Origin of the sequence: Paraburkholderia sp. J11-2 (assembly GCF_905220185.1) — a bacterium.
Taxonomy (GTDB): Bacteria; Pseudomonadota; Gammaproteobacteria; order Burkholderiales; family Burkholderiaceae; genus Paraburkholderia.
On sequence record NZ_CAJMYY010000001.1, the window covers coordinates 158,458 to 183,322 of the forward strand.

Here is a 24,865-nt window from a genome sequence, read left to right on the forward strand (position 1 = left end):
AGCGGCGTGGCCCGGCTAACGAATTTCGCGAAAGCACTTGGCAAACGCGGAATAGGTCGCTATACTCTTCTTTCTTCGTTGGCCCGGTAGCTCAGTTGGTAGAGCAGCGGATTGAAAATCCGCGTGTCGATGGTTCGATTCCGTCCCAGGCCACCAGAATGCAGCCCCAGGAGATCGTTCGATTCCTGGGGCTTTTTCGTTGTGCGCGCGTTGGGTTCATTGTCTTGCGGTTCGAATTCCCGACGTCGACGGTATCCAGGGTATAAGGGTGCGCCAATGCCCGTGCTGGGACCCCGGCCTATACTGCATGAGCCGGCGCGGGGTTGTCCCTGCCGGTCCGCCCGGACGCATCGAGCAACGCAGGCAAGCAGCGCTGGCAAGCAACGAAAGCATTCGCGCGGAAACCTCATACACGGAGTTTCACGGTGACTCGAACTGAAGCCAAGGGCGCGCTCGTACTGTTTTCCGGCGGCCAGGATTCGGCCACGTGCCTCGCATGGGCGCTCGACCGCTACGAGAGCGTCGAGACGCTCGGCTTCGATTATGGCCAGCGTCATCGCGTCGAACTGGAGTGCCGCGAAGGCTTTCGCGCGGCGATCGCCAGCACGTTCCCCGAGTGGGGCAAGCGTCTCGGCGACGATCACATGATCGATCTTTCGGTGCTCGGCTCGATCAGCGACACGGCCATGACGCGCGAGATCGAGATCGAAACGGCGGCGAGCGGCTTGCCGAACACCTTTGTGCCGGGCCGCAACCTGATGTTCATGCAGATCGCCGGGGCGATCGCGTATCGTCGCGGGCTCAAGGTGCTCGTGGGCGGGATGTGCGAGACCGACTTCTCGGGCTATCCCGACTGCCGCGACGACACCATGAAGGCGCTGCAAGTGACGCTCAATCTCGGCATGGACACGCGTTTCGTGCTGGAAACACCGCTCATGTGGCTCGACAAGGCCGACACGTGGCGGCTCGCCGAAAAGCTGGGTGGCGAAGCGCTGGTGGACATGGTGCGCGTGGAAACGCACACCTGCTACGTGGGCGAGCGCGCCGAGCTTCACCCATGGGGCTTCGGCTGCGGCGAGTGCCCGGCGTGCAAGCTGCGCAAGCGCGGGTATGAAGCGTATCTCGCTGGCGAGAACGTGACGGAAGCACCGGTCTGAGCGTAGGGCTCGGGCCGCGCACGACTTTCGCAGTGAAAATGCTCAGGGCCGCGCACGGGCGGCGCACCCTGCCAGCACGTTGAACACGCGCCCGAGACCAACCGGCTTTGTACGCGCGCTGCGCGCATGAGCCAGAACCAGGCTGCACCATGACTTACGCGGTAAAGGAAATTTTCTACACGTTGCAGGGCGAGGGCGCGAACGCCGGGCGTCCGGCCGTGTTCTGCCGGTTCGCCGGCTGCAATCTCTGGTCGGGCCGCGAGGAGGATCGCGAGGAAGCCGTTTGCCGCTTCTGCGACACCGACTTCGTCGGCACCGATGGCGAGAACGGCGGCAAATTCCGCACGCCTGAAGAACTCGTCGCGAAGATCGCATCGCTGTGGCCTGAAGGTGAAGGCAACCGCTTCGTGGTCTGCACGGGCGGCGAGCCCATGCTGCAGATCGACCCGCCGTTCGTCGACGCGCTGCACGCGGCCGGCTTCGAGATCGCGATCGAAACGAACGGCTCGCTGCCGGTGCTCGACACCATCGACTGGATCTGCGTGAGCCCGAAGGCCGACGCGCCGCTCGTCGTCACGAAGGGCAACGAGCTGAAGGTCGTCGTGCCGCAGGAAAACCAGCGCCTCGCCGAGTACGCGAAGCTCGATTTCGAGTATTTTCTCGTGCAGCCCATGGACGGCCCGTCGCGCGACCTGAACACGAAGCTCGCTATCGACTGGTGCAAGCGCCATCCGCAGTGGCGCCTGTCGATGCAGACCCACAAATACCTGAACATTCCCTGATTCACGCGAATTTTTCTGAAGAAGCGCCGTGCTGACGATCACCCGAAAACTCGAATTCGACGCGGGCCACCGCATCCCCGACCACCGCAGCCAGTGCCGTAACCTGCACGGCCATCGTTACGTGCTCGAAATCACGCTGGAAGGCGACCTCGTCGAAACCGAAGGCGCGCCCGACCGCGGCATGGTGATGGACTTCGCCGACGTGAAGTCGCTCGCGAACCAGCATCTCGTCGATCTGTGGGATCACGCGTTCCTCGTTTTTTCGGGCGACACGCAGGTGCGCGGCTTTCTCGAAACGCTGCCGGGCCACAAGACGGTCGTGATCGACCGCATTCCGACCGTGGAGAACCTCGCGGCCATCGCGTTCAATATTCTTGCGAACGTGTACGACGCGCACTACGGCGTGAATCTGCGCCTGCACAAGCTGCGCCTGTACGAGACGCCGAACTGCTGGGCCGAAGTCACGCGCAACTGACGCCCGCCAGTTCCGCCTAAGCCGCCTCACCGGCGGTCTCACCCTCGCTCCGACGACCCGCGCAAGGCGGGTTTTCCGCGCCGTCCGGCAAGTTTTTGTCGCGGTATGATCATTGCCGCAAGGCCTGCGCATCCCCGCGTGCGGCCCGACAAACACATAACGGAGCGAGACCTGCCGGCTGCTGCGCTGCCGGGCGACACACCGCCCGCGCCTCGCGCGCGCCCCGCAGCCTCGCCGGGAGCACGGCGATGAGCACCTTCACCAATCCCCTCAAGGAACGCCTCAAGGAGGCGGAGCCGCTATTCGGTCTATGGCTTTCGATGGGCAGCGAAACCGCTGCCGAGGCGCTCGCGCACGCCGGTTTCGACTGGCTATTGATCGACATGGAGCACACCCCGAACGACAGCGGCGACACGATCGCCCAACTGCGCGCCATTGCCGCCGCGCATATGCCCACCGAGCCCGTGGTGCGTGTGCCCGACAGCGAGCCGTGGCTCGTGAAGCATGTGCTCGACGCGGGCGCGCGCACGGTGATGTTCCCCAATGTGGCCTCGGCTGAAGAGGCCGCGCGCGCCGTGAGCCTCACGCAGTACCCCGACGCGAGCACCCCCGGCGGCCAGCGCGGCGTGGCGGGTGTGGTGCGCGCGGCGGCCTACGGCATGCGGCGCGATTATCTCCAGGGCGCGAACGCGCAGATCGCGACGATCGTGCAGATCGAATCGGCGGCGGCGCTGGCCGAAGTCGAGAAGATCGCGAAGGTGCCGGGCGTCGACTGTCTGTTCGTAGGGCCTGCCGATCTTGCGGCGAGCCTGGGCCATCTCGGCGACTCGAAGCATCCCGACGTGCTCGCCGCGATGCGGCGCATTGTGGCCGCCGCACGCGACGCGGGGGTGGCTGCGGGCATTTTCGCCATGGATCCGGCTGGCGCGAAGCAGTATCGCGAGATGGGTTTCAGCTTCATCGCTCTTGCCGCCGACGTGATCTGGCTCGTGCGCGCGACGCGCCAGGCGCTTCAGGAGGCGAGGTCATGAGGCATCCGGAAGCCCTTTTTGAGCGGCTACTTGCGCGGTTTTTTGCGCCGCGTTTTGGACGCGCGGCGCGCGCGGTCGCCATCGGCTGTCTGGCGGGCGCGGCGCTCGGCGTGAGCGGCTTCGCCGCAGCGGCCGACGGCGCTAGCGCCACGCCTGGCGCCGAATCCGATCCGCAAACGGCCAACGCCGTTGCCGACTACAACGCGGGCAATCTGAACGCGGCGCGCGCCGAGTTCCAGGCGGCGGCCGAGCGCGGCAACCGGCTGGCGGAGTTCAACTACGCGATGATGCTGGTGAACGGCGAAGGCGGGGCCGCCGACGTGGGCGAGGGCCGCAAGTGGCTGCGCAAGGCGGCGGACGCGAACATGTCGCACGCGCAGTATGTGTACGGGAAGATGTACGACGACGGCGACTTCGTCGAGCGCGATCCGGTCCAGGCGCACCAGTGGTTCCTCAAGGCGGCGAAGCAGGGCCATGTGCAGGCGGAGCTAGCGCTTGCGAATCAGTACCTGGACGGGCGCGGGACCACGCGCGACAACAAGCAGGCGTTCTACTGGTACAAGAAGGCCGCCGAGGGTGGCGACATGACGGCGCAATACGTGACCGGCTCGTTCTACGAGCGCGGCGGCGACGGCGTGCCGAAGAACCTCAACGTCGCGCGCGCGTACTATGCGGCGGCGGCCGCGCAGGGCGATCCCGTCGCGCGACTGAAGTATCAGCAGTTGAGCGCGCAACTGATGAAGTCGGCGCCCACGCAATAAGCACTCAAAAATCGCACGCTGAAACGACAACGCGCCGGACTCTGCCGGCGCGTTGTCATTTGGCGCATCGAAAAGGCGGGCGAGGCGGCCCGCTGCACCACTAACTCTGCATCAACCGCTTCTGGCGTCCCACGCTCATGATGAGCCCGATCGCCACGCCGAGTGTCGTGAGCGCCGTGCCGCCATAGCTCATGAACGGCAGCGGCACGCCCACCACGGGCAGGATGCCGCTCACCATGCCGATGTTGACGAACGCGTAGGTGAAGAACGCCATCGTGAGCGATCCGGCCAGTAATCGCCCGAAGAGCGTCGCGCCATTTGCGGCGATATAGAGCCCGCGCGCGATCAGACACATATAGAGCGTGAGCAGCACGAGGCCGCCCGCCATGCCGAACTCTTCGGAGAACACCGCGAAGATGAAGTCGGTGTGCTTTTCGGGGATGAATTCCAGATGCGACTGCGTACCCTTCAACCAGCCCTTGCCGAGCGGGCCGCCCGAGCCAATCGCGATCACCGCCTGGATGGTGTGGAAGCCCTTGCCGAGGGGATCGGACGTCGGGTCGAGCAGCGTGCAGATGCGGTGCTTCTGGTAGTCGTGCATGAGCGGCCAGTTCACCTGCGGCTGGCAGATCTTGTCCTGGAACGCGGCGATCGAGGCCACCGCGATCACGCCTGCGATCAGCACCGGCACGATCAGCTTGAACGAGAGCCCCGCGAAATAGATGACGAAGAGGCCCGACGCGAACACGAGCACGGCGGTGCCGAGATCGGGCTGCTTGGCGATCAGGCCGACCGGCACGAGCAGAATCACGAAACCGACGACGAAGTCGTACCAGCGCATCACGCCTTCGCGGCGCTGGTAGTACCACGCGAGCATGAGCGGCGTGGCGATCTTGAGGATTTCCGAGGGCTGAATCACCACACCCACGTTGATCCAGCGCTTCGCGCCCTTGCGCGTGAGGCCGAATAGCGCCACGGCAATCAGTAGCGCGATGCCGAAGGTATAGATCGGCACGGCGAAGCGCATGAGCGTATTGGGCGGCACATTGGCGAGCGCCCACATCAGCACGAAGGTGAGCATGATGTTGCGCAGCTGGTCTTCCACGCGGCCCGGCACGTCGAGGCTCGCGCTGTACAGCGTGACGATGCCCACGCACAGCAGCAGGAACACGGTGAGCGCGAGCGGGCGGTCGAAGCCGAGAAACATTTTGCGCAGCGTGTCGAGCACGGCGCGCTTGTCGATCTTGTCGAGCTGGAAGAAAGGCATGGTGACTCCTTACTCGTCGATGCCGCCCGTTGCGGGCTTGGGCGGCGGTGCGAGCGTGGCCGCGTCGCTCGCGCTGGCGGGGCGGCGCGGGCGATGGGGGCCAGGGCCGAAGTGGCGGGGCACGGAGGCGGGCGCGGGGCGGGCGGCGCCCATGCCGTCCGCGCTGGCGGTGCCGCCGTTCACGGCGTCGGTTGCAGAGGGCGCATCGGGGCTGACGTTCTGGCTGGGCTTGCGCGTCTTGCCGGCTGTGCTGCTGGCGGGCATGGGCCGCGCCGCTGCGCCGGCGGCCGAAGCCGGACCCGCAGCGGCCGCGCCCGAGGCTTCAGAGGCAGCCGCTGCAGCCGCTGCAGCCGAAGCCGCCTCGGCCGCCGATGCCGCGCCGGGAATCGGCAACGGCGTGAAACCGGCGGCGACCCGCACAGGCTGGACGACGGGCGTCGCGGGCGTGCCCGGCGCCGCGCCGGATGCCGCGCCGGACGCTGCAGCAGACGCAGCCTCGGGCGGCGCGCCGATCACCGGCGCGGATGCATCCTCCGTGGCCGAAGCCGCCGCAGCCACGGCCGCCTGCTGGACGCCCGGCTTCAGGCGGTCGACGAGATAGTAGTCGAGCACGCGGCGCGCGATCGGGCCTGCGGCCTGTGCGCCCCAGCCGCCGTTTTCGACGATCAGGGCGAGCGCGATCTGCGGCTTTTCGGCCGGTGCGAACGCGATGAAGAGCGCGTGGTCGCGCAGGTTTTCGGCCAGCGCATGCGCCTTGTACTTGCCGCCTTGCAGCGAAAACACCTGCGCCGTGCCGGTCTTGCCCGCCGACGTGTAGGGCGCGTTGCGGAAGACCTGGAACGCGGTGCCCGACTGGTTCATCGTCACGTTTTCCATGCCGCGCTTCACGACGTCGATGTCGGCCTGGCTCACGTTCAGGCGGCCGCTTTGGCTCGGCACCGTGAGACGCTCCTGCTTCGTGATCGGATTCTCGATCTCCTTCACGAGGTGGGGCTTCATGAGCACGCCGTTGTCGGCGAGCGTGGCCGTGGCGTGCGCGAGCTGCAGGATCGTGAACGAGTTGTAGCCCTGGCCGATGCCCAGACTGATCGTCTCGCCCTCGTACCACCTCTGCTGCTCGGGCTTGCGATACGCCTTGCGCTTCCATTCGGTGGAGGGCAGGATGCCGCGCGCCTCGCCCGCGATATCGATACCGGTGAGCTGGCCGAAGCCGAGCGGCTTCATGAAGTTCGCGATGTTGTCCACGCCCAGGTCGTGCGCGAGCATGAAGAAGTAGGTGTCGTTCGACACCATGATCGCGCGGTTCATGTCGACCCAGCCCTGGCCCGAGCGCACGTCGTTGTTGAAGCGGTGGCCGCCGAACATGTAGTAGCCGGGGTCCGAGAAGCCCCACTGCGGCGTGCGCTTGTGCAGCGTGAGCGCGGCGAGCGCCATGAACGGCTTGTAGGTCGAGCCCGGCGGATAGGTGCCGTGCAGCGGGCGGTTCAGCAGCGGGTGATCGGGCGAGTTGTTGAGCTCGTCCCAGGTCTGCTGGTCGATGCCGTCCACGAACGAGTTCGGGTCGAAGCTCGGCGCGGAGACGAACGCGAGAATGTCGCCGGTGGAAGGCTCGATCGCGACGAGCGCGCCGCGTTTGCCCGCGAAAGCCTGCTCCGCCACCTGCTGCAGGGCGATGTCGATCGAAAGCACGAGGTTGTTGCCAGGCGTTGCCTGGGTGCGCGAAAGCGTGCGCACGGGGCGGCCGCCCGCCGTCACTTCCACTTCCTCGAAGCCGGTCAGGCCGTGCAGCTCGGTTTCGTAGCTCTGCTCGACGCCGATCTTGCCGATGTAGTCGGTGCCGTTGTAGTTGTTCGCGTCGAGACGCGGATCGTAGTGCTCCTGATCGTTGTCGTTCTGGTCGCTGGCGTCGTCGATGCGCTCCTGATCGCGCTGCGAAATACGGCCGATATAGCCGATCACGTGCGCGGCCGTCGGACCGAGCGGGTATTGGCGGAACAGGCGCGCGCGCACTTCCACGCCGGGGAAGCGGAAGCGCTGGGCAGTGAAGCGCGCGACCTCGTCGTCGGTCAGGCGCGTGCGGATCGGCAGGCTCTCGAAATTCTTCGAGTCTTCGAGCAGCTTCTTGAAGCGGCGGCGGTCGCGCGCATCGATCGGGATCACGGTCGACAGCTGGTCGATCGTGTTGTCGAGCGTGTCGGTGAGCTTCGAGGGCGTGATTTCGAGCGTGTACGCGGAGTAGTTCTTCGCGAGCACGACGCCGTTGCGGTCCGTGATGATGCCGCGGTTCGGCACGATCGGCGCAACGGAAATGCGGTTTTCGTCCGCCTGCAGCGAGTATTTGCTGTGGTTCCAGACCTGCAGGTAGAGGAAGCGGAACGCGATCAGCCCGAAGCAGACGAACACGAACAGCCCCGCCGCCGCGACGCGCAGGCGGAACTTCGTGAGCTGCTGCTGGGTGTCCTTGAATTCGGTCATGCTGTCAGACCCTGGCCCCACTGTTCCATGCGCGAGGAACGGCGGGCCGGGGTGCGTAAGAGGTAGTCAAGCGAGTCGTCCAGCGGCGAGCGCGCGCCGCTCAAATGGGCCGGGTGTCGTCGGGATCGACGGGGCGGCGCTGCGGCAGGAGCAGCAGCACGCTCGCGACCGGCCAGAGGAGGGCCTCGACGAAGCCGCTGATGAGGTAACCCCAGCCGGGAAACGACGCGCCCATCAGCAGGCGGATCACGAACGGCACGACTTGCGCGCCGACCAGCATGGGCGTGACGGCGAACATTTGCAGGCCGATCGACATCCACAGCACGCGGCGGTGAATGGTGATCGCGCCATACGAAAGCAACGTGTACGCGAGCGCGTGCTCGCCGAGCAGGTTCGCGTTGTGGACGTCCATGAGGAGCCCGAGGAAGAACGCGACGCCCATGCCGACCTTGCGCGGCTGGTGAATGTTCCAGAACAGCAGCACGAGCACGACGAAATCCGGCACGCCGGGCATCTTGCCCCAAGGCAGCAGGTTCAGCAGGAACGCCGCCGCAAGGCTGAAAACGATGAAGTACGGATTGACCGGCTGGAGAATGTATTGCGGACGCGGCATCAATGGCCCCCTTGCTCAACGGCCTTCGCTGCCTCTTCCCGCAGGCTCTCCTTGGGCCTTTTCTCGGGCTGTTTTTTATCCGCCGGCTTCTTGTCGGCGGTGGGTGCGTTTGCTGCGGGCTTTGCCTGCTGCGCGGGGGCGGCCGGCGCCGCGGCGCCCGACGCGCCTGCCGCCGCGGCAGGCTTCGCCTTCGCGTCGTCGGCTTTCTTGTCGGCCTTCTTGTCTGCGGCCTTGGCGGGCTTCTTCTTCGCGTCCTTCGCCTCGGCGGCTGCCGCGGCTTCTTCGGCGATGATCGGGTTGGGCGGCACCTGCGGGACATAGTGCAGTACGAGCACCTGGCGCGCCCCGCGCACGGCGGCGAGCGGCAGGCAGACCACGCGGGCGAATGCCGTATCGGCCTGCTTGTCCACGCGCAGCACCTTCGCGACCGGCAGCCCTTGCGGATACACGCCGTCGAGCCCGCTCGTCACGAGTTCGTCGCCCACTTGCAGATCGGCGCTGATCGGCACGAAGCGCAGGTCGAGCAGGTCGCCCTTCGCCGTGCCGTAGATCACGCTGCGCAGGCCCGTGCGCACGACTTCGACCGGCACGGCCTGGTCTTTGTCGGTGACGAGCGTGACTTCGGATTGCATGGGGAACACGCGCGTGACCTGGCCGATCACGCCGTCTTCGCTCAATACCGGCGAGCCGTTCTGGATACCCTGCTGCGAACCGCCGCCGATCACGACCTTCTGCGTGAACGGGTCGCGCGTGTCGTACTGGATGTCGGCAGGCGTGGTTTGCGCGCCAATGCGCTGCGAGAGCTGCAGCAGCGCCCGCAGGTGTGCGTTTTCGGCTGCGAGCGAAGCGGCCGCGTTGGCCTGCTGCGAAAGCTGGAGATTGCGCACGTGCAGCTGCGTATTTTCGGTGCGCAGCGAGGAACTCGTCACGGCCAGATCGGCGGCGCCCATAAAGAAGTCGCGCGGCACGAGGGCCGCGCGTTGCAGCGGGTACAGGCCCGCGCCGAGCACGCCGCGCACGATCTCGAGCGTCTTGAAGCGCGCGTCTGAGACGAGGAGCGCGAGCGACAGCACGACGAAGAAGATCAGCCGTGCGAGTGCCGATGGGCCCTGTTTAAAGAGGGGCGGCGGACTGTATTCCATGGTCGGCGCCGGGGGCGTGTGCGGTTCGGTGAAACAGAGGGTGTAACGGAGGGCGCAACGAAGTGTGAAACATCGGCGCCCCGAAGGCCGCCCCGTTGCGGGCCCCGTGGCGGCGCGTGCGCCGCCACGCCATCAGTGGCGCAGCGACGCCGAAACCGCGCCGCGGGCGAGCGCAGCGGTGCGCGGCGCGCTTACTCGTACGAGAAGATGCTGCCAAGCTTGTCCATGCGCTCGAGCGCCATGCCCGAGCCGCGCACCACACAGGTGAGCGGGTCTTCGGCCACGAGCACCGGCAGACCGGTTTCTTCGGCGAGCAGGCGATCCAGGTCGCGCAGCAGCGCGCCGCCGCCCGTGAGCATCATGCCGCGCTCGGCGATGTCGGCGCCCAGTTCCGGCGGCGTTTGTTCGAGCGCGATCTTCACCGACGAGACGATCTGGTTCAGCGGGTCGGTGAGCGCTTCGAGAATTTCGTTGCTCGAAATCGTGAAGCTGCGCGGAATGCCTTCCGACAGGTTGCGGCCCTTCACTTCCATTTCCTTGACTTCGGAACCCGGGAAGGCCGAACCGATTTCCTTCTTGATGGCTTCGGCGGTTTGTTCGCCGATCAGCATGCCGTAGTTGCGGCGGATGTAGTTGACGATCGCTTCGTCGAACTTGTCGCCGCCCACGCGCACCGAGCCCTTGTAGACGATGCCGCCGAGCGAGATCACACCCACTTCGGTCGTGCCGCCGCCGATGTCGACGACCATCGAGCCCGTGGCTTCCGAAACCGGCAGGCCTGCGCCGATTGCGGCGGCCATCGGCTCTTCGATCAGGTAGACCTGCGAGGCGCCCGCGCCGTGCGCGGCTTCCTTGATCGCGCGGCGCTCGACCTGGGTCGAGCCGCACGGCACGCAGATGATGATGCGCGGCGACGGCGAGAACATGCGCGACTCGTGCGCCGTCTTGATGAACTGCTTGATCATCTGCTCGGTGACGGTGAAGTCGGCGATCACGCCGTCCTTCATCGGGCGGATGGCTTCGATGTTGCCCGGGACCTTGCCGAGCATCTGCTTGGCTTCCTTGCCGACTGCCTGAATCGTCTTCTTGCCGTTCGGGCCGCCTTCCTGGCGAATGGAGACGACCGAGGGTTCGTCGAGGACGATGCCCTTGCCGCGCATGTAGATCAGGGTGTTGGCGGTGCCGAGGTCGATCGCCAGGTCGTTGGAGAAGTAGCTACGCAGAAAACCGAACATTCAAAAATCCTGTCTCGCTTGTGGCCGACCTTCCAGCTTCGTGGGCGAGGGCGGCAGCGGATAAATTAACAGCCTCAGGGCGTCGTGCTCCGCCGCGAGAGCACTCCGGCATCGCTGCGGAGGGCGTCGCAAGGGGCGCCACGAGGGGCCTGAAACTGCGGGGATGGTTACCGGAGGCAGCCAGGCTGCACCGCCCGTTTGGTCTTGTCTGGCCGCATTGTGCTGCGGTCAGAACTGAAAGGCGGATGCAAGGCGGTCCGGGTTTGGGTCGAACGCGTAATGATACCTTATAATTTTGCCTGTTTTGCAGGATCCGGAAGGCAGTTTTTGACCTCATCGAAGCTTTCCTCCAGAGCCGGATCCGGCGCGATAAACCGCTGTTGCAGCACCGAATTTCCGCACTGCCGCAGCTTCTTTTTCCGGTGACCGCATGGCCCTGACCCTGAACGATGTGAAGCGCATCGCGCATCTTGCGCGCCTCGAACTGGCCGACGCCGAAGCCGGCAATACGCTCGAACGCCTGAACGACTTCTTCGGCCTCGTCGAGCAGATGCAGGCCGTGGACACGACTGGCATTGCGCCGCTCGCCCACCCGATCGAGCAGATCGAGGATGTTGCGCTGCGCCTGCGCGAGGACGCCGTGACCGAAATCGTCGATCGCGAAGCGCTCCAACGTCCCGCGCCCGCGGTGCAGGACGGACTTTACCTCGTACCGCGCGTGATTGAGTAAACGCGCAGCATTTTTTCGCCATTTTCGAATTCCTACGAGTCATCAGAACAGTTCGAAAAGGCACGGACGCCCGAGTTTTCGCGGGTTTTCCGAGAAGCGGCCCGCACGTTTGTCAACGTCCGTCGAGCCGCTTTTCGGACGGCGCAACGATCTGATTTCGACCACGCCGTGACGTTCTTCCAGGAATCACGCAATGCATGACAAAAGCTTGACCGAACTGCGCGCCGCGCTGGCTGCGAAGGAGTGCTCCGCAGTCGAGCTGGCCCAGCATTTTCTGGGCCGGATTGAGGCGCATCAAGACCTGAACGCTTTCGTCGACGTCAATCCCGAATTGACGCTCGCCCAGGCCAAAGCCGCCGACGCGCTGCTGCACTCGGGCCACGCGGGTCCGCTCGCGGGCATTCCGCTCGCGCACAAGGACGTGTTCGTCACGCGCGGCTGGCGCTCGACCGCCGGCTCGAAGATGCTCGCAAACTACGTGAGCCCGTTCGACGCGACTGTCGTCGAGCGGCTCGAGCGCGCGGGCATGGTCTGCCTCGGCAAGACCAACATGGACGAATTCGCGATGGGCTCGTCCAACGAGAACTCGCATTTCGGCGCCGTGAAGAACCCGTGGGACACCAAGGCCGTGCCGGGCGGCTCGTCGGGCGGTTCCGCCGCGGCCGTCGCCGCGCGCCTCGCGCCCGCCGCCACCGGCACCGACACCGGCGGCTCGATTCGCCAGCCGGCGTCGTTCACGGGCGTGACGGGCATCAAGCCCACGTACGGCCGCGTGTCGCGCTACGGCATGATCGCGTTCGCCTCGTCGCTCGACCAGGGCGGCCCGTTCGCGCAGAACGCCACCGATTGCGCGCTGCTCCTGAACGCCATGGGCGGTTTCGACGAGCGCGACTCCACGAGCCTCACGCACGAGCACGAGGACTACACGCGCTTCATCGGCCAGACGTGGAGCGCCGGCGCGAGCGCCGACAAGCCGCTCGCGGGCCTGCGCATCGGCCTGCCGAAGGAATATTTCGGCGCGGGCCTCGCCGACGACGTGCGCGCCGCCATCGACGCCGCGCTCAAGACGTACGAGTCGCTCGGTGCGACGCTCGTGGAAGTCACGCTGCCGAAGACCGAACTGTCGATTCCCGTGTATTACGTGATCGCTCCGGCGGAAGCCTCGTCGAACCTCTCGCGCTTCGACGGCGTGCGTTTCGGCCACCGTGCGGCCGAATATCGCGATCTGCTCGACATGTACAAGAAGTCGCGCGCCGAGGGCTTCGGCCCTGAGGTGAAACGCCGCATTCTGGTGGGCACCTACGTGCTTTCGCACGGCTACTACGACGCGTACTACCTGCAGGCGCAGAAAATCCGCCGCATCATTGCGCAAGATTTCCAGGAAGCGTTCAAGCAGTGCGACGTGATCATGGGTCCGGTGGCCCCGAGCGTGGCATGGGACCTCGGCGCGAAGGGCGACGATCCGCTGCAGATGTACCTCGCGGACATCTACACGCTTTCCACGAGCCTCGCGGGCCTGCCCGGCATGAGCGTGCCGTGCGGCTTCGGCGCGGGTGCGAACGCGCAGCGACCCGTCGGTCTGCAGATCGTCGGCAACTATTTCAACGAGGCCCGCATGCTGCAGGTCGCCGACGCTTTCCAGCGCGCGACCGACTGGCATCGCAAGGCGCCGGCAGGGGTGTGAACATGGCAACACAGTGGGAAGTCGTTATCGGTCTCGAAACGCACGCGCAATTGTCGACGGCGTCGAAGATCTTCTCGGGCGCATCGACGCAGTTCGGCGCCGCGCCCAACACGCAGGCCTGCCCCGTCGATCTCGCGCTGCCGGGCGTGCTGCCGGTCATGAACCGCGGCGCCGTTGAGCGCGCGATCCAGTTCGGCCTCGCGATCGGCTCGACGATCGCGCCGCGCAGCATCTTCGCGCGCAAGAACTACTTCTATCCGGATCTGCCGAAGGGCTATCAGATCAGCCAGTACGAGATTCCGGTCGTGCAGGGCGGTCAAATTACCATCCAGGTGCCGGCCAACGAAAAGGCAGGCACCGAGGCGTACGAGAAGACCGTCAATCTCACGCGCGCCCACCTGGAAGAAGACGCGGGCAAGTCGCTGCACGAGGACTTCGCGGGCATGACGGGCATCGACCTGAACCGCGCGGGCACGCCGCTGCTCGAAATCGTTACGGAACCCGAAATGCGCAGCGCGGCGGAAGCTGTGGCCTACGCGAAGTCGCTGCACACGCTCGTCGTGTGGCTCGGCATTTGCGACGGCAACATGCAGGAGGGCTCGTTCCGTTGCGACGCGAACGTCTCCGTGCGCCCGGTCGGCCAGAAGGAATTCGGCACGCGCGCCGAGATCAAGAACCTGAACTCGTTCCGCTTCCTCGAGGAAGCCATCCAGTACGAAGTGCGCCGCCAGATCGAGCTGATCGAAGACGGCGGCACGGTGGTGCAGGAAACGCGCCTCTACGATCCGGACAAGCGCGAGACGCGTTCGATGCGCAGCAAGGAAGACGCGCACGATTACCGCTATTTCCCCGACCCCGACCTCATGCCGCTCGTGATCGACGCAGCGTGGGTCGAGCGCGTGAAGGGCGGGATGCCCGAGCTGCCCGCGACGATGCAAACGCGCTTCGTCGAACAGTACGGTGTGACGCCGTATGACGCGAACGTGCTCACGTCGAGCAAGGCGATGGCGGTGTATTTCGAAGCCGTTGTCGCGAAGGCCGGCGCCGCGCAGGCCAAGGCCGCCGCCAACTGGCTGATGGGCGAAGTCTCGTCGCAGCTCAATCGCGAAGGCCTCGACATCGAAGCCTCGCCGGTCTCGGCTGCGCAGTTCGCCGTGCTGCTCGCGCGCATCGCCGACGGCACGATCTCGAACAAGATCGCCAAGGAAGTGTTCCAGGCGATGTGGGACGAGAAGGCAGCAGACGAAGGCGCCGCCGACCGCATCATCGAAGCGAAGGGCCTCAAGCAGATTTCGGATACCGGCGCGCTCGAAGCGATCATCGACGAGGTGCTCGCGGCGAACCAGAAGTCGGTGGAAGAATTCCGCGCGGGCAAGGAAAAGGCCTTCAACGCGCTGATCGGCCAGGCCATGAAGGCCACGAAGGGCAAGGCGAATCCGCAGCAGGTCAACGAACTGCTGAAGAAGAAGCTGGGCTGAGTCTGGGTGCGGCCCGCCTGATTCGGGCATGCTAGCGAGGCGGCGTCGTGCGTAGCAGTGCGGCGCCGCCTTGCCGCTTCAGGCGCGCGCAAGGGCACTAAGCTGTTTTGCCATCTGTATTCACGAGAGAGGAGAACAACGCATGTCCAAGGTCCCGAGTCTCGACGATTACCGCGTGCCGTACTTCGGCGACAAGAAGGCGCCGACGTTCTCGCTCAGCGCGCTCGACCCCGCCGCGAAGCCGTTTTCGAGCGGCAGCAAGGACGGCGACCGCGATCGTCTCTCTGAAGTCGGCAAGCAGCTCGACGTGCTGCAGGAGCGTTTGCACGCCCAGCGCCACCAGCGCGTGCTGCTCGTGCTGCAAGGCATGGACACGAGCGGCAAGGACGGCACGATCCGCGGCGTATTCCGCGAGGTCGACCCGCTCGGCCTGCGCATCGTGCCGTTTCGCGCGCCCACGCCGATCGAGGCCGCGCACGACTTTCTCTGGCGCGTGCACATGCAGGTGCCCGCTTCGGGGGAACTCGCGATCTTCAACCGCAGCCACTACGAAGACGTGCTCGTGCCGCGCGTGATCGGCCAGATCGACTCGGCCGAATGTGAGCGCCGTTACCGCCAGATCCGCGATTTCGAGGCGCTGCTGGCCGAGAGCGGCACGTCGATCATCAAGTGCATGCTGCATATCTCGAAGGACGAACAGAAGAGCCGCATCCAGGCGCGTATCGACGATCCGACCAAGCACTGGAAGTTCGACGTATCGGATCTCGAAGCGCGCAAGCACTGGGACGCCTACCAGGCCTCGTACCAGGACGCGCTCGCGGCCACGTCCACGGAATACGCGCCGTGGTTCGTGATTCCCGCCGATTCGAAGACGCATCGCAACGTCATGGTGGGCGAGTTGCTGCTGCGCCTGATGGAAAGCCTGAAGCTCGAATTCCCGCCGGCCAAGGCCGAGCTCAAGGGTGTCAAGATCGACTGAGCCCGATCGAATCCCCTCGCGCGGCGCAGTTCGGCGCGGCGCGAGAAAACGTAAAAACAGCGTAAAAGCAGCGCAAAACCAAGAGGAAAGAAGACATGTTGCGTGTGATCACCGCGAATCTGAACGGCATCCGCTCGGCGGCGAAGAAGGGCTTTTTCGAGTGGTTCGGCGAACAGAAGGCCGACGTGCTCTGCGTGCAGGAAATCAAGTGCTCGCAGGACGACATGACGCCCGAGTTTCTCGCGCCGCATGACTTCACGGGCTACTTCCAGCATGCGGTGAAGAAGGGCTATAGCGGCGCGGGCGTCTACTCGCGCCACGAGCCCGACGACGTCATCATCGGCTTTGGCAGCGAAGAGTTCGACCCGGAAGGGCGCTATGTGGAAACGCGCTACGGCAATCTCTCGGTGATTTCGGTGTACGTACCTTCAGGCTCGAGCGGCGAAGAACGCCAGGCCGCGAAGTACCGCTTCATGGACGAATTCATGCCGCATCTCGCGGAACTCAAGCGCGAGCGCGAAGTGATCGTGTGCGGCGACGTGAACATCGTCCACAAGGAAATCGACATCAAGAACTGGAAGGGCAACCAGAAGAACTCCGGTTGCCTGCCCGAAGAACGCGCGTGGCTCACAAGCCTCTTCGACGATGTGGGCTACGTGGACGTGTTCCGCACGCTCGACCCGCGCCCCGAGCAATACACGTGGTGGAGCAACCGCGGCCAGGCGTATGCGAAGAACGTAGGGTGGCGTATCGATTATCAGATCGCGACGCCCGGCATTGCGCACAAGGCGAAGAACACGTCGATCTTCAGGGACATCAAGTTCAGCGACCACGCGCCGCTGACCATCGACTACGACTACAAGGTCAAGCGCTGACGCTCGCCCCGGCGCGCCGCGAAACCGCTTTCAGGGCGCCGAAACCACCTTGCGCTTCTGCACGGCCGGGATGCCTTGGTAGTCGGGCAACTCGGCGAGCGGCTTGCCGATCGCCTTCGCATAGAGCGGCATCATGTCGGCGAGGCGCTTGGCAATATCGGCGCGCCGCGCCGGCGTGTACGGATGCACGTAGATGAAGCCCTGATCGCGGTCGGCGCGCGTCGCCGCCGCGAGCTTGTCCCAGAGCGTGAGCGCCGCGCGCGGATCGAAGCCCGCACGCGAGGCGATATCGCTGCCGATCACGTCGGCTTCGGTTTCGTCGGCGCGGCCATAGTGCATCTCCACGAGCTGCGAGCCGATGCCGAGCGGAAACACCCCGAGATCCGCGAGCCCGAAGAGTTGCGGCACGCTGCCCGATTCGATTTGCGCGGCTTGCTGCTCGCCCAGGCGCTCGCGCACGTGCTCGCGCACCGCATGCGCGATCTCGTGGCCGAGCAGCATGCCGAACTCGTTGTCGTTGAGCTTCACGCGGTCGAGCAGGCCGCCGTACACGACGATCTTGCCGCCCGGCAGCGCGTACATGCGAATGTCGTTCGAGCGGATCACCGCCACTTCCCACTTCCAGTTCTTGACGCGATCGCTCCACTTCAGCGCGTAAGGCGCGAGCCGGTCGACGAACGCGCGCACGCGCTGCACGTGCGGATCGCTTTCGGCATAGAGGCGGTTCGAATGGGCCGCGCCGCGCACGATCTCGTTGAATTCCGCAGTGGCCTGCGCTTCGAGCATCGGTGAGGGAATCAGGTTGCGGTACACCGCGGCATTGCCGAATCGCACCACGCGGCCGGTGTTCGGCACACCGGGGGAGAGGGTGCCCTGCGTCGCGTTCGCATTCGCATTCGCAGTGCTGTTTGCTGCGTTGTTTCCCGCGCTGTTCACCGCGCTGTTCACCGTACCGTTTGCGTTACTCGTTGGATTGACTGCGCCGTTGCTTGCACTCGCGGCGCTGCCCGTTGGCGGCGTTGCGGCGTTGCCCTGCACGGCCGCCGGGGCGCTCGTGGCGCCCGGGCTGTCGGCAGCCCACGCATGCCATGCGCCGAGGGCCGGCCAGGCCGCGGCAAGGGCCATCGCGAGCGCGCGCACACCGCGGCGCTGCGGCGCGCGCTGGCGTTGCACGGCGGTCTCATGCGTGCTCACGACCGGACTCTCCACGGGGCAATACGAATGAGCAGGAGCATACCCGGTACCGCGAGCACCGTGCAGACGATGAAATAGTCGAACCAGCCGATTCGCGCGACCACGTAGCCGCTCGCGGCGGAGGCGAGCGTACGCGGCACGGAGGCGAGACTCGTAAAGAGTGCGAACTGCGTGGCGGTGTAACGCGGATCGGTCGTGCTTGCGATATAGGCAGTGAACGCGGCGAGCGTGAGGCCTGTCGCAAAGGTCTCGAAACCGTACACGAGCGCGAGCGCTACCGCGCGCGGGTCGAGTGTGAATTGCACGTTCGCGCCGAAGAGACCTGCTGCCCACGAGACCGCGTGGCTCACGGCGATCACCGCATCGTAGATCGCCGCGAGCGAGGGCGAGCCTGCGCCGAGCTGCGCGAGCCACGCGAAGCCGAGCGTCGAAATCACCTGCAGGAAACCGAAGATCCAGAGCCCGCGCCCAATGCCGATCTTCACCAGCGCCACGCCGCCGATAATGCCGCCCGCGAGGCTCGCGCCAAACGCGGTCATCTTGGCGATCACGCCGATCTCGGTGCGCGAATAGCCGATGTCGAGGAAGAACGATGTGGACAGCGTGGTCGCCATCGTGTCGCCAAGCTTGTAGAGGAAGATGAAGGCGAGCACGAACAAGGCTGCGGCGAGGCCGTCGCGGTGTACGAACTCGGCGAACGGCTGCACGATCGCTTCACGCAGGTTCTTCGGCGGCGCGCCATGCACTTCGGGCTCTTTCACCACGAGCGTCATGATCATGCCGGGAATCATGAACGCCGCCGTGACCACGAACACGGTGCTCCACGGCAGGTGGTCGGAGAGGATCAGCGCGAGCGAGCCCGGCACGAGCGCCGCGATCTTGTACGCGTTCACATGTACTGCGTTGCCGAGACCCTGCTGCGTGTCGGTGAGCAGTTCGCGCCGGTAGGCGTCGATGGAGATGTCCTGGCTCGCGCCGAAGAACGCCACGAGCGCGGTGAGCGCGGCCACGGTCCAGATCGAATCTTTCGGCGAAACGTAGCCAAGTGTGCCGATGGCGAGCGCCACGAGAATTTGCGTGACGAGCATCCAGCCGCGCCGCCGCCCCGGGCGCCAGCCCGGCAGGCGCGGCACGTAGCGGTCCATGAGCGGCGCCCAGACGAACTTCCAGGTGTACGGGAACTGGATCAGCGCGAAGAGGCCGATCTCCTTGAGATTGACGCCTTCGGAGCGCAGCCACGCCTGCACCAGATAGACGAGCGTGAAGAGCGGCAGCCCGGAGGTAAAGCCGAGGAACACGCAGATCAGCATGTGCGTATTCAGATACGCACGCCAGCCGGGGTGGGATTCGTGAGCGGCGAGGTGATCGTTGCGGGCGGGTGCCTCGTGGGGCGGATTCTGCATGTCGTCGTTAGCGGCGGCGGTGTTGGGTGCGGTCACTGATGGACCGGTCGGTCAGAAAAACACACGACGCCGCGCACGGCGTCATTTTTTTCTCACGCGATAGACCGCAAGACTACCACGCCAGTTCACACCCCAACGCACGGTCTGACCCCCATGCAGCACGGCGCGGTCGAGAATTTCGATGCCCACCTCGGGCGCGAGCGCCTCGAAGTCCTTCACCGTGAGAACACGCACGTTCGGCGTGTTATGCCACTGGTAGGGCAGCGACTTCGAAACCGGCATGCGTCCGCGCAGCACCGAAAGCCGGTGCGGCCAGTAACCGAAGTTCGGGAACGAGACGATGCACTCCTTGCCCACGCGCGCCGTCTCGCGCAGGATGGCCGCCGTCTGGTGAATGGTCTGCAGCGTTTGCGAGAGGATCGCGAAGTCGAAGCTCGCGTCTTCGAACAGACGCAGGCCGTCTTCCAGGTTCTGCTGGATCACGTTGATGCCGTTCTTCACCGAAGCGAGCACGCCCGCGTCGTTGATCTCGATGCCGTAGCCCGTGCATTCCAGCTCTTCGGTGAGGAGCGAGAGCAGCGAGCCGTCGCCGCAGCCGAGGTCGAGCACCTTCGCGCGCGGTTCGATCCAGCGCGCGATGGTGCGAAAGTCGGGACGGGCGGAAAGACTGTCGAAAGCGCTCTGGTTCATGCGCCCACCTCAGCAGCAATGCGTTCGTAGTAAGCGCGCACCACATTGTGATAGCGCGCGTCGTCGAGCAGGAAGGCGTCGTGGCCGTGCGGCGCGTCGATTTCCGCGTAGGTCACCTGGCGCTTGTGATCGAGCAGCGCCTTCACGAGTTCGCGCGAGCGCGCGGGCGCGAAACGCCAGTCGGTCGCGAAGCTCGCCACGAGGTACTTCGCCTTCGTGTGCGCGAGCGCGCGCGTGAGGTCGCCGTCATACGCCTTGGCCGGGTCGAAGTAGTCGAGCGCGCGCGTGATCAGCAGGTAGGTGTTGGCGTCGAAGTAGTCGGCGAACTTGTCGCCCTGATAGCGCAGGTACGACTCCACTTCGAATTCCACGTCGAAGTTGAAGTTGTATTCGTCGACGGCGCCTTCCGCGCGACGCAGCGCGCGGCCGAATTTTTCGGCCATGTCGTCGTCGGACAGATAGGTGATGTGGCCGATCATGCGCGCCACGCGCAGGCCGCGGCGCGGCTTCACGTTGTGCGCGTAGTAGTCGCCGCCGTGGAAGTCGGGGTCCGAGAGGATGGCAGAGCGCGCGACCTCGTTGAACGCGATGTTCTGCGCCGAGAGCTTGGGCGTGGAAGCGACCACGATGCAGTGGCCCAGGCGCTCCGGATAGCGCAGGCTCCATGCAAGCGCCTGCATGCCGCCCAGGCTGCCGCCCATGACCGCGGCGAACTTATCAATGCCGAAGCGATCGGCCACGCGCGCCTGGGCGTCCACCCAGTCTTCGACGGTCACGACCGGAAACTTCGCGCCATAGGGCTGGCCGGTAGCCGGGTCGATGCTCATCGGGCCGGTCGAGCCAAAGCACGAGCCGAGGTTGTTCACACCGATCACGAAGAAGCGGTTGGTGTCGAGCGGCTTGCCCGGGCCGACCATGTTGTCCCACCAGCCCACATTTTTGGGATCGTCCTCATAGACGCCCGCCACGTGGTGCGAGGCGTTGAGCGCGTGACAGACGAGCACCGCGTTGCTGCGCGCGGCGTTGAGCGTGCCGTAGGTCTCGACCACGAGGTCGTACCCGGCCAGCGCCGTGCCGTTCTGCAGTTGCAGGGGCTCGTCGAAATGCAGTGTTTGAGGAGCGACGATGCCGATCGATTCCATTCGTTCCGCCTTGGTTGTTCGGGCGGCTAAACGGTGTCGGCGGGCGCGGAGTGCGAAAGGGTTGGCGCAGCTGACGACCTCTTTAGCCGCATTTATATCGAACTCCAGGCCAGAGGCTCTGGGAGTTCACGCGCCCGCAATCGAGTCAGCAAATCGGCGCGTGGGTATTGCATAAGGAACGCAGAGTATATCGGAAAAAGTGCAAAGCGACGCGCGGCGCACAGGAAGGCGCGCCGGGCGGCGTGGTATCGCCCGTCGCAGTTGCGTCCGCCCTTCACGTGTCCGCGCGCCGCGCGAGGCTGCGAAGCCTTATCACGTCTTCGGCGCGGAAGGATGCGCGTTGCGCCAGCGGCGCAGCTGCAAGGCCGCGATGATCATCAGGAGGCCGTAGAGTACCGCGTAAGCGGCGATCACCCAGATCAGCGAGAGCGCGCCCGCGCCGGGGAACATCGCGAAGAAAAAGCCCACCGTGGCCGAGAGCAGCCCCGAGATCCCGACCGCCCACGGATGGGCAATGGCGTGCCGGTACTGGATCGCGTAGACGATTTCGAAGATGCCCGTGAAGAACGCCCACACGCCGATGATCATTACGAGGACGATGGCGGTCTCGCCGGGCCAGAAGAACGCGACGAGCCCGGCGATCACGCCGATCAGACCGATGATGACGTAGGTCCAGCGCCGCGTGCCGCCGCCGCGCGCACCGTAGATGAGCGCGAACGCGCCGTCGACGATGGCGTAGGCGCCCCAGACGATGGCAAGCGTGAGCACGGTGAGCCCGGGCAGCGAGAAGGCGAGCACGCCAAAGACGATGGCGGCGATGCCGCGTGCAATGAGCCAGCCCCAATGGGCGGAGAGGCTCGTGAGGATGGGCGGCAGGCCGAAGGGAGGAACGGGACGGTTCATGCGGCGGTTCTCCTTGTAGCGACGCGAGCAGCCGCCACGGAAAAACGCCGCGCGGCCGCGCTATTGAAGAATGATGCGGATCTGCTCTTCGGCGTGCTCGCTCGGCGAACGCGTGAAACCGCTTTGCGCATAGCGATGCCAGCAGCCGATCACATAACGCACGACCAGATTCGCACGTACGGTTGGATCGTATCCCTTGGCGGCGGGCTTCGCGTTGACATGGTCAGACCCCGAGATCGCTTTACGCTCCGCCTCTTGTGCGAGGTCAACGCGCAGGCACTGGCGCAGCGACGCCTCGACGCGATCGAGCATCTGGTTCACGCGCTCGGCGAGGCGCTCGTGCTCGCCCACGAGGGCCTCGCAGGTCAGCACGCGGGTCATGCCCGCATTGCGCGTGGAAAAGTTGACGAGCATGAGAGCGATCGCGCGCGCCTGCAGGACGCCGCTCGGCTCTTTTTCGACGATCTGGTTGATGAGCCCGAAGAGCGTCTGCTCGATGAAATCGATCAGGCCCTCGTACATCTGGGCCTTGCTCGCGAAATGGCGATACAGCGCGGCTTCGGAAACGCCGAGGCGCGCGGCGAGTGCCGCCGTGGTGATTTTCTCGCCGCGCGGCGCCTCGAGCATGGTGGCGAGCGTCTGGAGAATGTGGATACGGCGTTCGCCCGGTTTCGGGCGGGGGGCGCGGCGGGCCGCGCCCGGCGATTCTGCTGCTTCGACTGCTTCACGCGTTTCTGTCGGCTGCATGGATATCGTCCCTGGCGTTGGCCCCTGGGCTTACGCTCCCCCGTTTGACTTCGAGCGTCCCGACTGCAGGCCTGGTTTCAGGGATTTTAGCGAACGAATGCGACGATCGACATAGTGAGGCCTGCCGGTGCCCGGCAGATGCGCCGGCAAATGCCCGGTGATCCAGACGGTGCGGATGCCAAGGCGCCGGTAACGCTTGAGGTGGCTGCGCGTGTCTTCGACCAGGATGGCGTCCGCGAGCGCCACGCCCGCGCGGCGCAGCGTGCCGCGCAACATCCCGCAGTCGGGCTTGGCGCGCCAGTGGCTGCGCGAGCGCATGCCTTCGATGGCGATCACACGTTCGAAGAGCCGCTCGATGCCGAGCGCTGCGAGCACCGCGTGCGCGTAGTCTTCGGGGCCGTTGGTGAGGACGATCTTGCGCCCGGGCAGCGCGGCGAGCGTGCGCGCGAGCCCGCGCTCGGCGTGCAGCATGCCGTGCAGGTCGTCGAACGTGTGCACGACCTTGAGAAAGTCGTGCGGGTCGATCGGATGGTGGCGCGCGAGGCCGAGCAGCGTCGCACCGTAGCGGCGCGTGTAGCTTGTGCGCAGGTGATTGGCTTCGTCGCGGCTCACGCCGAGCGCGTCGACGATGTACTGCGTCATCCCGGCGTTGATGGCTGGGAAGAGCGCGCGCGACGCGTTGTGCAGCGTGTTGTCGAGATCGAAGAGCCAGACGGGGGCGCCGTAGCCCGGGCCGCGAGAGGCGACGCCCGGCGTGCGGGCGACGCGGCGCGGCCGATGCCGGACACGCCTGGCATGAAGGCTGGAGTCGGTCATCTCGTGCGTGAGACGCGACGGCGGCACGCAGCCGCCGCCGGTGGGCGCTCGCTTAATGCGAGCGGATCATCGTGCCGAACGGCTGTTCGGTCAGGATTTCCAGCAGCACCGAGTGCTCGATGCGGCCGTCGATGATGTGCACCGAGCGCACGCCGCTCTTGGCCGCGTCGAGCGCCGACGAGATCTTCGGCAGCATGCCGCCCGAGATCGTGCCGTCTTCGAACAGGGCGTCGATCTCGCGGGCCGAGAGGTCGGTGAGCAGATTGCCCGCCTTGTCCATCACGCCGGGGATGTTCGTCATCATCACGAGCTTTTCGGCGTTGAGCACCACCGCGAGCTTGCCCGCCACGAGGTCGGCGTTGATGTTGTACGAGAGGCCGTCTTCGCCGAAACCGATCGGCGAGATCACCGGAATGAACGCGTCGTCCTGCAGCGCCTTCACGACTGCCGGGTTGATCGCCTCGACTTCGCCCACCTGGCCGATGTCGATGTACTGGCCGGGGTTGTCGCGGTCCGGCATCATCAGCTTGCGTGCGTGGATCAGGCCGCCGTCCTTGCCGGTCAGGCCGACCGCATGGCCGCCGAAGTGGTTGATGAGCGTGACGATGTCCTGCTGCACCTCGCCGCCGAGCACCCACTCGACGACTTCCATGGTTTCCTCGTCGGTCACGCGCATGCCCTGGATGAACGTGCCTTGCTTGCCGATCTTCTTGAGCGCCGTGTCGATCTGCGGGCCGCCGCCGTGCACGATGACCGGATTGATGCCCACGAGCTTGAGCAGGATGACGTCGCGCGCGAAGCCCTGCTTGAGACGCTCTTCGGTCATGGCGTTGCCGCCGTACTTGATGACGACGGTTTTACCGTGGTACTGGCGGATGTAAGGCAGCGCTTCGGCCAGAATTTCGGCTTTCAGGGTGGGTGCGATCTGCGAAAGGTCGAGAGGCTCGGACATGGCGGCGGAGACTGGACGAAAAACGGACGAAACTCGCGGACGAAGATCCGCGGACGAAAAACGCGGCCGCAAAACGGTCGAAACAGGCCGGATTGTACAGGACTGGCGCGGTGCAACAGGGAAAACGGCGGGGAAACGACGCACGTCGGACGGGCGGCGCGGCGCGTGCGCAACATGGACGCCATCGCGCCGGCAGCGCGGTAAAACGGGGCGAAATCGGGAGAAAGCGGCGGGTGGCGAAGGCGGCCCGTGGCGAACCCGGCGAAGGGCAAGCGCGCGGGCTGTGGCATCATCTCTGTGTCGCCAACCCATGGCTTCGAGAGGAGTGCGCGCC

General features: G+C 65.6%; 23 protein-coding genes and 1 tRNA gene. 11 read left to right on the forward strand and 13 right to left on the reverse strand.

The features are described 5' to 3' along the window. The first annotated feature begins 80 nt into the window (after positions 1 to 80). The 6 genes from U5A57_RS00720 (at position 81) to U5A57_RS00745 (ending at position 4,206) form a co-directional block, all read left to right on the forward strand. A tRNA-Phe gene (locus U5A57_RS00720) sits at positions 81 to 156 on the forward strand. A gap of 269 nt (positions 157 to 425) precedes the next feature. After that, on the forward strand, positions 426 to 1,157 hold the full coding sequence (queC, locus tag U5A57_RS00725; RefSeq protein ID WP_321907315.1) for a 7-cyano-7-deazaguanine synthase QueC: 732 nt from the start codon (positions 426 to 428) through the stop codon (positions 1,155 to 1,157). A gap of 149 nt (positions 1,158 to 1,306) precedes the next feature. Next, positions 1,307 to 1,939 (forward strand): 7-carboxy-7-deazaguanine synthase, encoded by a 633-nt coding sequence (gene queE / locus U5A57_RS00730; RefSeq protein ID WP_321907317.1) that lies wholly within the window; start codon positions 1,307 to 1,309, stop codon positions 1,937 to 1,939. Between the two features lie 31 nt (positions 1,940 to 1,970). Continuing rightward, the gene (queD, locus tag U5A57_RS00735) at positions 1,971 to 2,414 is read left to right on the forward strand and encodes a 6-carboxytetrahydropterin synthase QueD (RefSeq protein WP_321907800.1); all 444 of its coding nucleotides are present in this window, start codon (positions 1,971 to 1,973) and stop codon (positions 2,412 to 2,414) included. Between the two features lie 248 nt (positions 2,415 to 2,662). Beyond that, the gene (locus tag U5A57_RS00740; RefSeq protein WP_321907319.1) at positions 2,663 to 3,445 is read left to right on the forward strand and encodes an HpcH/HpaI aldolase family protein; all 783 of its coding nucleotides are present in this window, start codon (positions 2,663 to 2,665) and stop codon (positions 3,443 to 3,445) included. Next, positions 3,442 to 4,206: a tetratricopeptide repeat protein gene (locus U5A57_RS00745; RefSeq protein WP_321907320.1), complete on the forward strand. Its 765-nt coding sequence runs from the start codon at positions 3,442 to 3,444 to the stop codon at positions 4,204 to 4,206. The genes U5A57_RS00740 and U5A57_RS00745 overlap by 4 nt, the downstream gene beginning before the upstream one ends. A 100-nt stretch (positions 4,207 to 4,306) precedes the next feature. Here the strand turns inward: U5A57_RS00745 and rodA are convergent, their stop codons facing one another. The 5 genes from rodA to U5A57_RS00770 form a co-directional block, all read right to left on the reverse strand. Then, entirely contained in the window at positions 4,307 to 5,473 is a 1,167-nt protein-coding gene (gene rodA, locus U5A57_RS00750; RefSeq protein WP_158756648.1) for a rod shape-determining protein RodA, read from the reverse strand. A gap of 9 nt (positions 5,474 to 5,482) precedes the next feature. After that, a complete protein-coding gene (gene mrdA, locus U5A57_RS00755) occupies positions 5,483 to 7,948 on the reverse strand; it encodes a penicillin-binding protein 2 (protein ID WP_321907323.1) in 2,466 nt (821 codons plus the stop codon). Positions 7,949 to 8,048: 100 nt separating this feature from the next. After that, entirely contained in the window at positions 8,049 to 8,561 is a 513-nt protein-coding gene (mreD, locus tag U5A57_RS00760; protein WP_321907324.1) for a rod shape-determining protein MreD, read from the reverse strand. Beyond that, on the reverse strand, positions 8,561 to 9,703 hold the full coding sequence (gene mreC / locus U5A57_RS00765; protein ID WP_321907326.1) for a rod shape-determining protein MreC: 1,143 nt from the start codon (positions 9,701 to 9,703) through the stop codon (positions 8,561 to 8,563). The genes mreD and mreC overlap by 1 nt, the downstream gene beginning before the upstream one ends. Positions 9,704 to 9,894: 191 nt before the next feature. After that, positions 9,895 to 10,938 carry a rod shape-determining protein gene (locus U5A57_RS00770; protein WP_004189550.1) on the reverse strand — a complete coding sequence of 348 codons (1,044 nt, stop codon included), beginning with the start codon at positions 10,936 to 10,938 and terminating at the stop codon, positions 9,895 to 9,897. 430 nt (positions 10,939 to 11,368) lie between these two features. Here U5A57_RS00770 and gatC point away from each other — a divergent pair, with 430 nt between their 5' ends. From gatC to U5A57_RS00795, 5 genes are all read left to right on the forward strand, one after another. Further along, positions 11,369 to 11,668 (forward strand): Asp-tRNA(Asn)/Glu-tRNA(Gln) amidotransferase subunit GatC, encoded by a 300-nt coding sequence (gatC, locus tag U5A57_RS00775; RefSeq protein ID WP_028203206.1) that lies wholly within the window; start codon positions 11,369 to 11,371, stop codon positions 11,666 to 11,668. A 193-nt stretch (positions 11,669 to 11,861) separates the two neighbouring features. After that, positions 11,862 to 13,352: an Asp-tRNA(Asn)/Glu-tRNA(Gln) amidotransferase subunit GatA gene (gene gatA / locus U5A57_RS00780; RefSeq protein ID WP_321907328.1), complete on the forward strand. Its 1,491-nt coding sequence runs from the start codon at positions 11,862 to 11,864 to the stop codon at positions 13,350 to 13,352. Between the two features lie 2 nt (positions 13,353 to 13,354). Continuing rightward, positions 13,355 to 14,830 carry an Asp-tRNA(Asn)/Glu-tRNA(Gln) amidotransferase subunit GatB gene (gatB, locus tag U5A57_RS00785; RefSeq protein ID WP_321907330.1) on the forward strand — a complete coding sequence of 492 codons (1,476 nt, stop codon included), beginning with the start codon at positions 13,355 to 13,357 and terminating at the stop codon, positions 14,828 to 14,830. A 142-nt stretch (positions 14,831 to 14,972) separates the two neighbouring features. Continuing rightward, positions 14,973 to 15,809 carry a polyphosphate kinase 2 family protein gene (locus U5A57_RS00790; RefSeq protein ID WP_321907332.1) on the forward strand — a complete coding sequence of 279 codons (837 nt, stop codon included), beginning with the start codon at positions 14,973 to 14,975 and terminating at the stop codon, positions 15,807 to 15,809. Between the two features lie 95 nt (positions 15,810 to 15,904). After that, complete coding sequence (locus U5A57_RS00795; protein ID WP_321907334.1) at positions 15,905 to 16,684, forward strand: exodeoxyribonuclease III; 780 nt, start codon at positions 15,905 to 15,907, stop codon at positions 16,682 to 16,684. Positions 16,685 to 16,714: 30 nt separating this feature from the next. On the opposite strand, the gene U5A57_RS00800 is transcribed toward U5A57_RS00795, so the two are convergent. The 8 genes from U5A57_RS00800 to argB all read right to left on the reverse strand — a co-directional run bounded on the left by U5A57_RS00800 (position 16,715) and on the right by argB (position 24,531). Then, positions 16,715 to 17,878, reverse strand: a complete 1,164-nt coding sequence (locus U5A57_RS00800) for a M48 family metallopeptidase (RefSeq protein WP_415774567.1) — start codon at positions 17,876 to 17,878, stop codon at positions 16,715 to 16,717. After that, positions 17,875 to 19,281 (reverse strand): AmpG family muropeptide MFS transporter, encoded by a 1,407-nt coding sequence (locus tag U5A57_RS00805; protein ID WP_321907804.1) that lies wholly within the window; start codon positions 19,279 to 19,281, stop codon positions 17,875 to 17,877. The genes U5A57_RS00800 and U5A57_RS00805 overlap by 4 nt, the downstream gene beginning before the upstream one ends. A gap of 81 nt (positions 19,282 to 19,362) precedes the next feature. Continuing rightward, positions 19,363 to 19,971: a methionine biosynthesis protein MetW gene (gene metW, locus U5A57_RS00810; protein ID WP_112170109.1), complete on the reverse strand. Its 609-nt coding sequence runs from the start codon at positions 19,969 to 19,971 to the stop codon at positions 19,363 to 19,365. Further along, on the reverse strand, positions 19,968 to 21,113 hold the full coding sequence (gene metX / locus U5A57_RS00815; protein ID WP_321907337.1) for a homoserine O-succinyltransferase MetX: 1,146 nt from the start codon (positions 21,111 to 21,113) through the stop codon (positions 19,968 to 19,970). The genes metW and metX overlap by 4 nt, the downstream gene beginning before the upstream one ends. A gap of 312 nt (positions 21,114 to 21,425) precedes the next feature. After that, positions 21,426 to 22,016 (reverse strand): HdeD family acid-resistance protein, encoded by a 591-nt coding sequence (locus U5A57_RS00820; protein ID WP_321907339.1) that lies wholly within the window; start codon positions 22,014 to 22,016, stop codon positions 21,426 to 21,428. A gap of 60 nt (positions 22,017 to 22,076) precedes the next feature. Beyond that, entirely contained in the window at positions 22,077 to 22,763 is a 687-nt protein-coding gene (gene slmA / locus U5A57_RS00825; protein ID WP_321907341.1) for a nucleoid occlusion factor SlmA, read from the reverse strand. Between the two features lie 30 nt (positions 22,764 to 22,793). Continuing rightward, positions 22,794 to 23,579, reverse strand: a complete 786-nt coding sequence (locus tag U5A57_RS00830; protein ID WP_321907343.1) for a pyrimidine 5'-nucleotidase — start codon at positions 23,577 to 23,579, stop codon at positions 22,794 to 22,796. 52 nt (positions 23,580 to 23,631) lie between these two features. After that, complete coding sequence (argB, locus tag U5A57_RS00835; RefSeq protein WP_233878880.1) at positions 23,632 to 24,531, reverse strand: acetylglutamate kinase; 900 nt, start codon at positions 24,529 to 24,531, stop codon at positions 23,632 to 23,634. Between the last annotated feature and the right edge of the window lie 334 nt (positions 24,532 to 24,865).

Coding starts and splice junctions, on each gene's coding strand:
- gatA (WP_321907328.1), top strand. CDS start 11,862: ATGCATGACAAAAGCTTGACCGAACTGCGCGCCGCGCTGGCTGCGAAG.
- mrdA (WP_321907323.1), bottom strand. CDS start 7,948: ATGACCGAATTCAAGGACACCCAGCAGCAGCTCACGAAGTTCCGCCTG.
- U5A57_RS00745 (WP_321907320.1), top strand. CDS start 3,442: ATGAGGCATCCGGAAGCCCTTTTTGAGCGGCTACTTGCGCGGTTTTTT.
- metX (WP_321907337.1), bottom strand. CDS start 21,113: ATGGAATCGATCGGCATCGTCGCTCCTCAAACACTGCATTTCGACGAG.
- U5A57_RS00805 (WP_321907804.1), bottom strand. CDS start 19,281: ATGCAGAATCCGCCCCACGAGGCACCCGCCCGCAACGATCACCTCGCC.
- gatB (WP_321907330.1), top strand. CDS start 13,355: ATGGCAACACAGTGGGAAGTCGTTATCGGTCTCGAAACGCACGCGCAA.
- U5A57_RS00790 (WP_321907332.1), top strand. CDS start 14,973: ATGTCCAAGGTCCCGAGTCTCGACGATTACCGCGTGCCGTACTTCGGC.
- queE (WP_321907317.1), top strand. CDS start 1,307: ATGACTTACGCGGTAAAGGAAATTTTCTACACGTTGCAGGGCGAGGGC.
- U5A57_RS00820 (WP_321907339.1), bottom strand. CDS start 22,016: ATGAACCGTCCCGTTCCTCCCTTCGGCCTGCCGCCCATCCTCACGAGC.
- metW (WP_112170109.1), bottom strand. CDS start 19,971: ATGAACCAGAGCGCTTTCGACAGTCTTTCCGCCCGTCCCGACTTTCGC.
- mreC (WP_321907326.1), bottom strand. CDS start 9,703: ATGGAATACAGTCCGCCGCCCCTCTTTAAACAGGGCCCATCGGCACTC.
- gatC (WP_028203206.1), top strand. CDS start 11,369: ATGGCCCTGACCCTGAACGATGTGAAGCGCATCGCGCATCTTGCGCGC.
- slmA (WP_321907341.1), bottom strand. CDS start 22,763: ATGCAGCCGACAGAAACGCGTGAAGCAGTCGAAGCAGCAGAATCGCCG.
- U5A57_RS00740 (WP_321907319.1), top strand. CDS start 2,663: ATGAGCACCTTCACCAATCCCCTCAAGGAACGCCTCAAGGAGGCGGAG.
- U5A57_RS00795 (WP_321907334.1), top strand. CDS start 15,905: ATGTTGCGTGTGATCACCGCGAATCTGAACGGCATCCGCTCGGCGGCG.
- argB (WP_233878880.1), bottom strand. CDS start 24,531: ATGTCCGAGCCTCTCGACCTTTCGCAGATCGCACCCACCCTGAAAGCC.
- U5A57_RS00830 (WP_321907343.1), bottom strand. CDS start 23,579: ATGACCGACTCCAGCCTTCATGCCAGGCGTGTCCGGCATCGGCCGCGC.
- rodA (WP_158756648.1), bottom strand. CDS start 5,473: ATGCCTTTCTTCCAGCTCGACAAGATCGACAAGCGCGCCGTGCTCGAC.
- U5A57_RS00770 (WP_004189550.1), bottom strand. CDS start 10,938: ATGTTCGGTTTTCTGCGTAGCTACTTCTCCAACGACCTGGCGATCGAC.
- mreD (WP_321907324.1), bottom strand. CDS start 8,561: ATGCCGCGTCCGCAATACATTCTCCAGCCGGTCAATCCGTACTTCATC.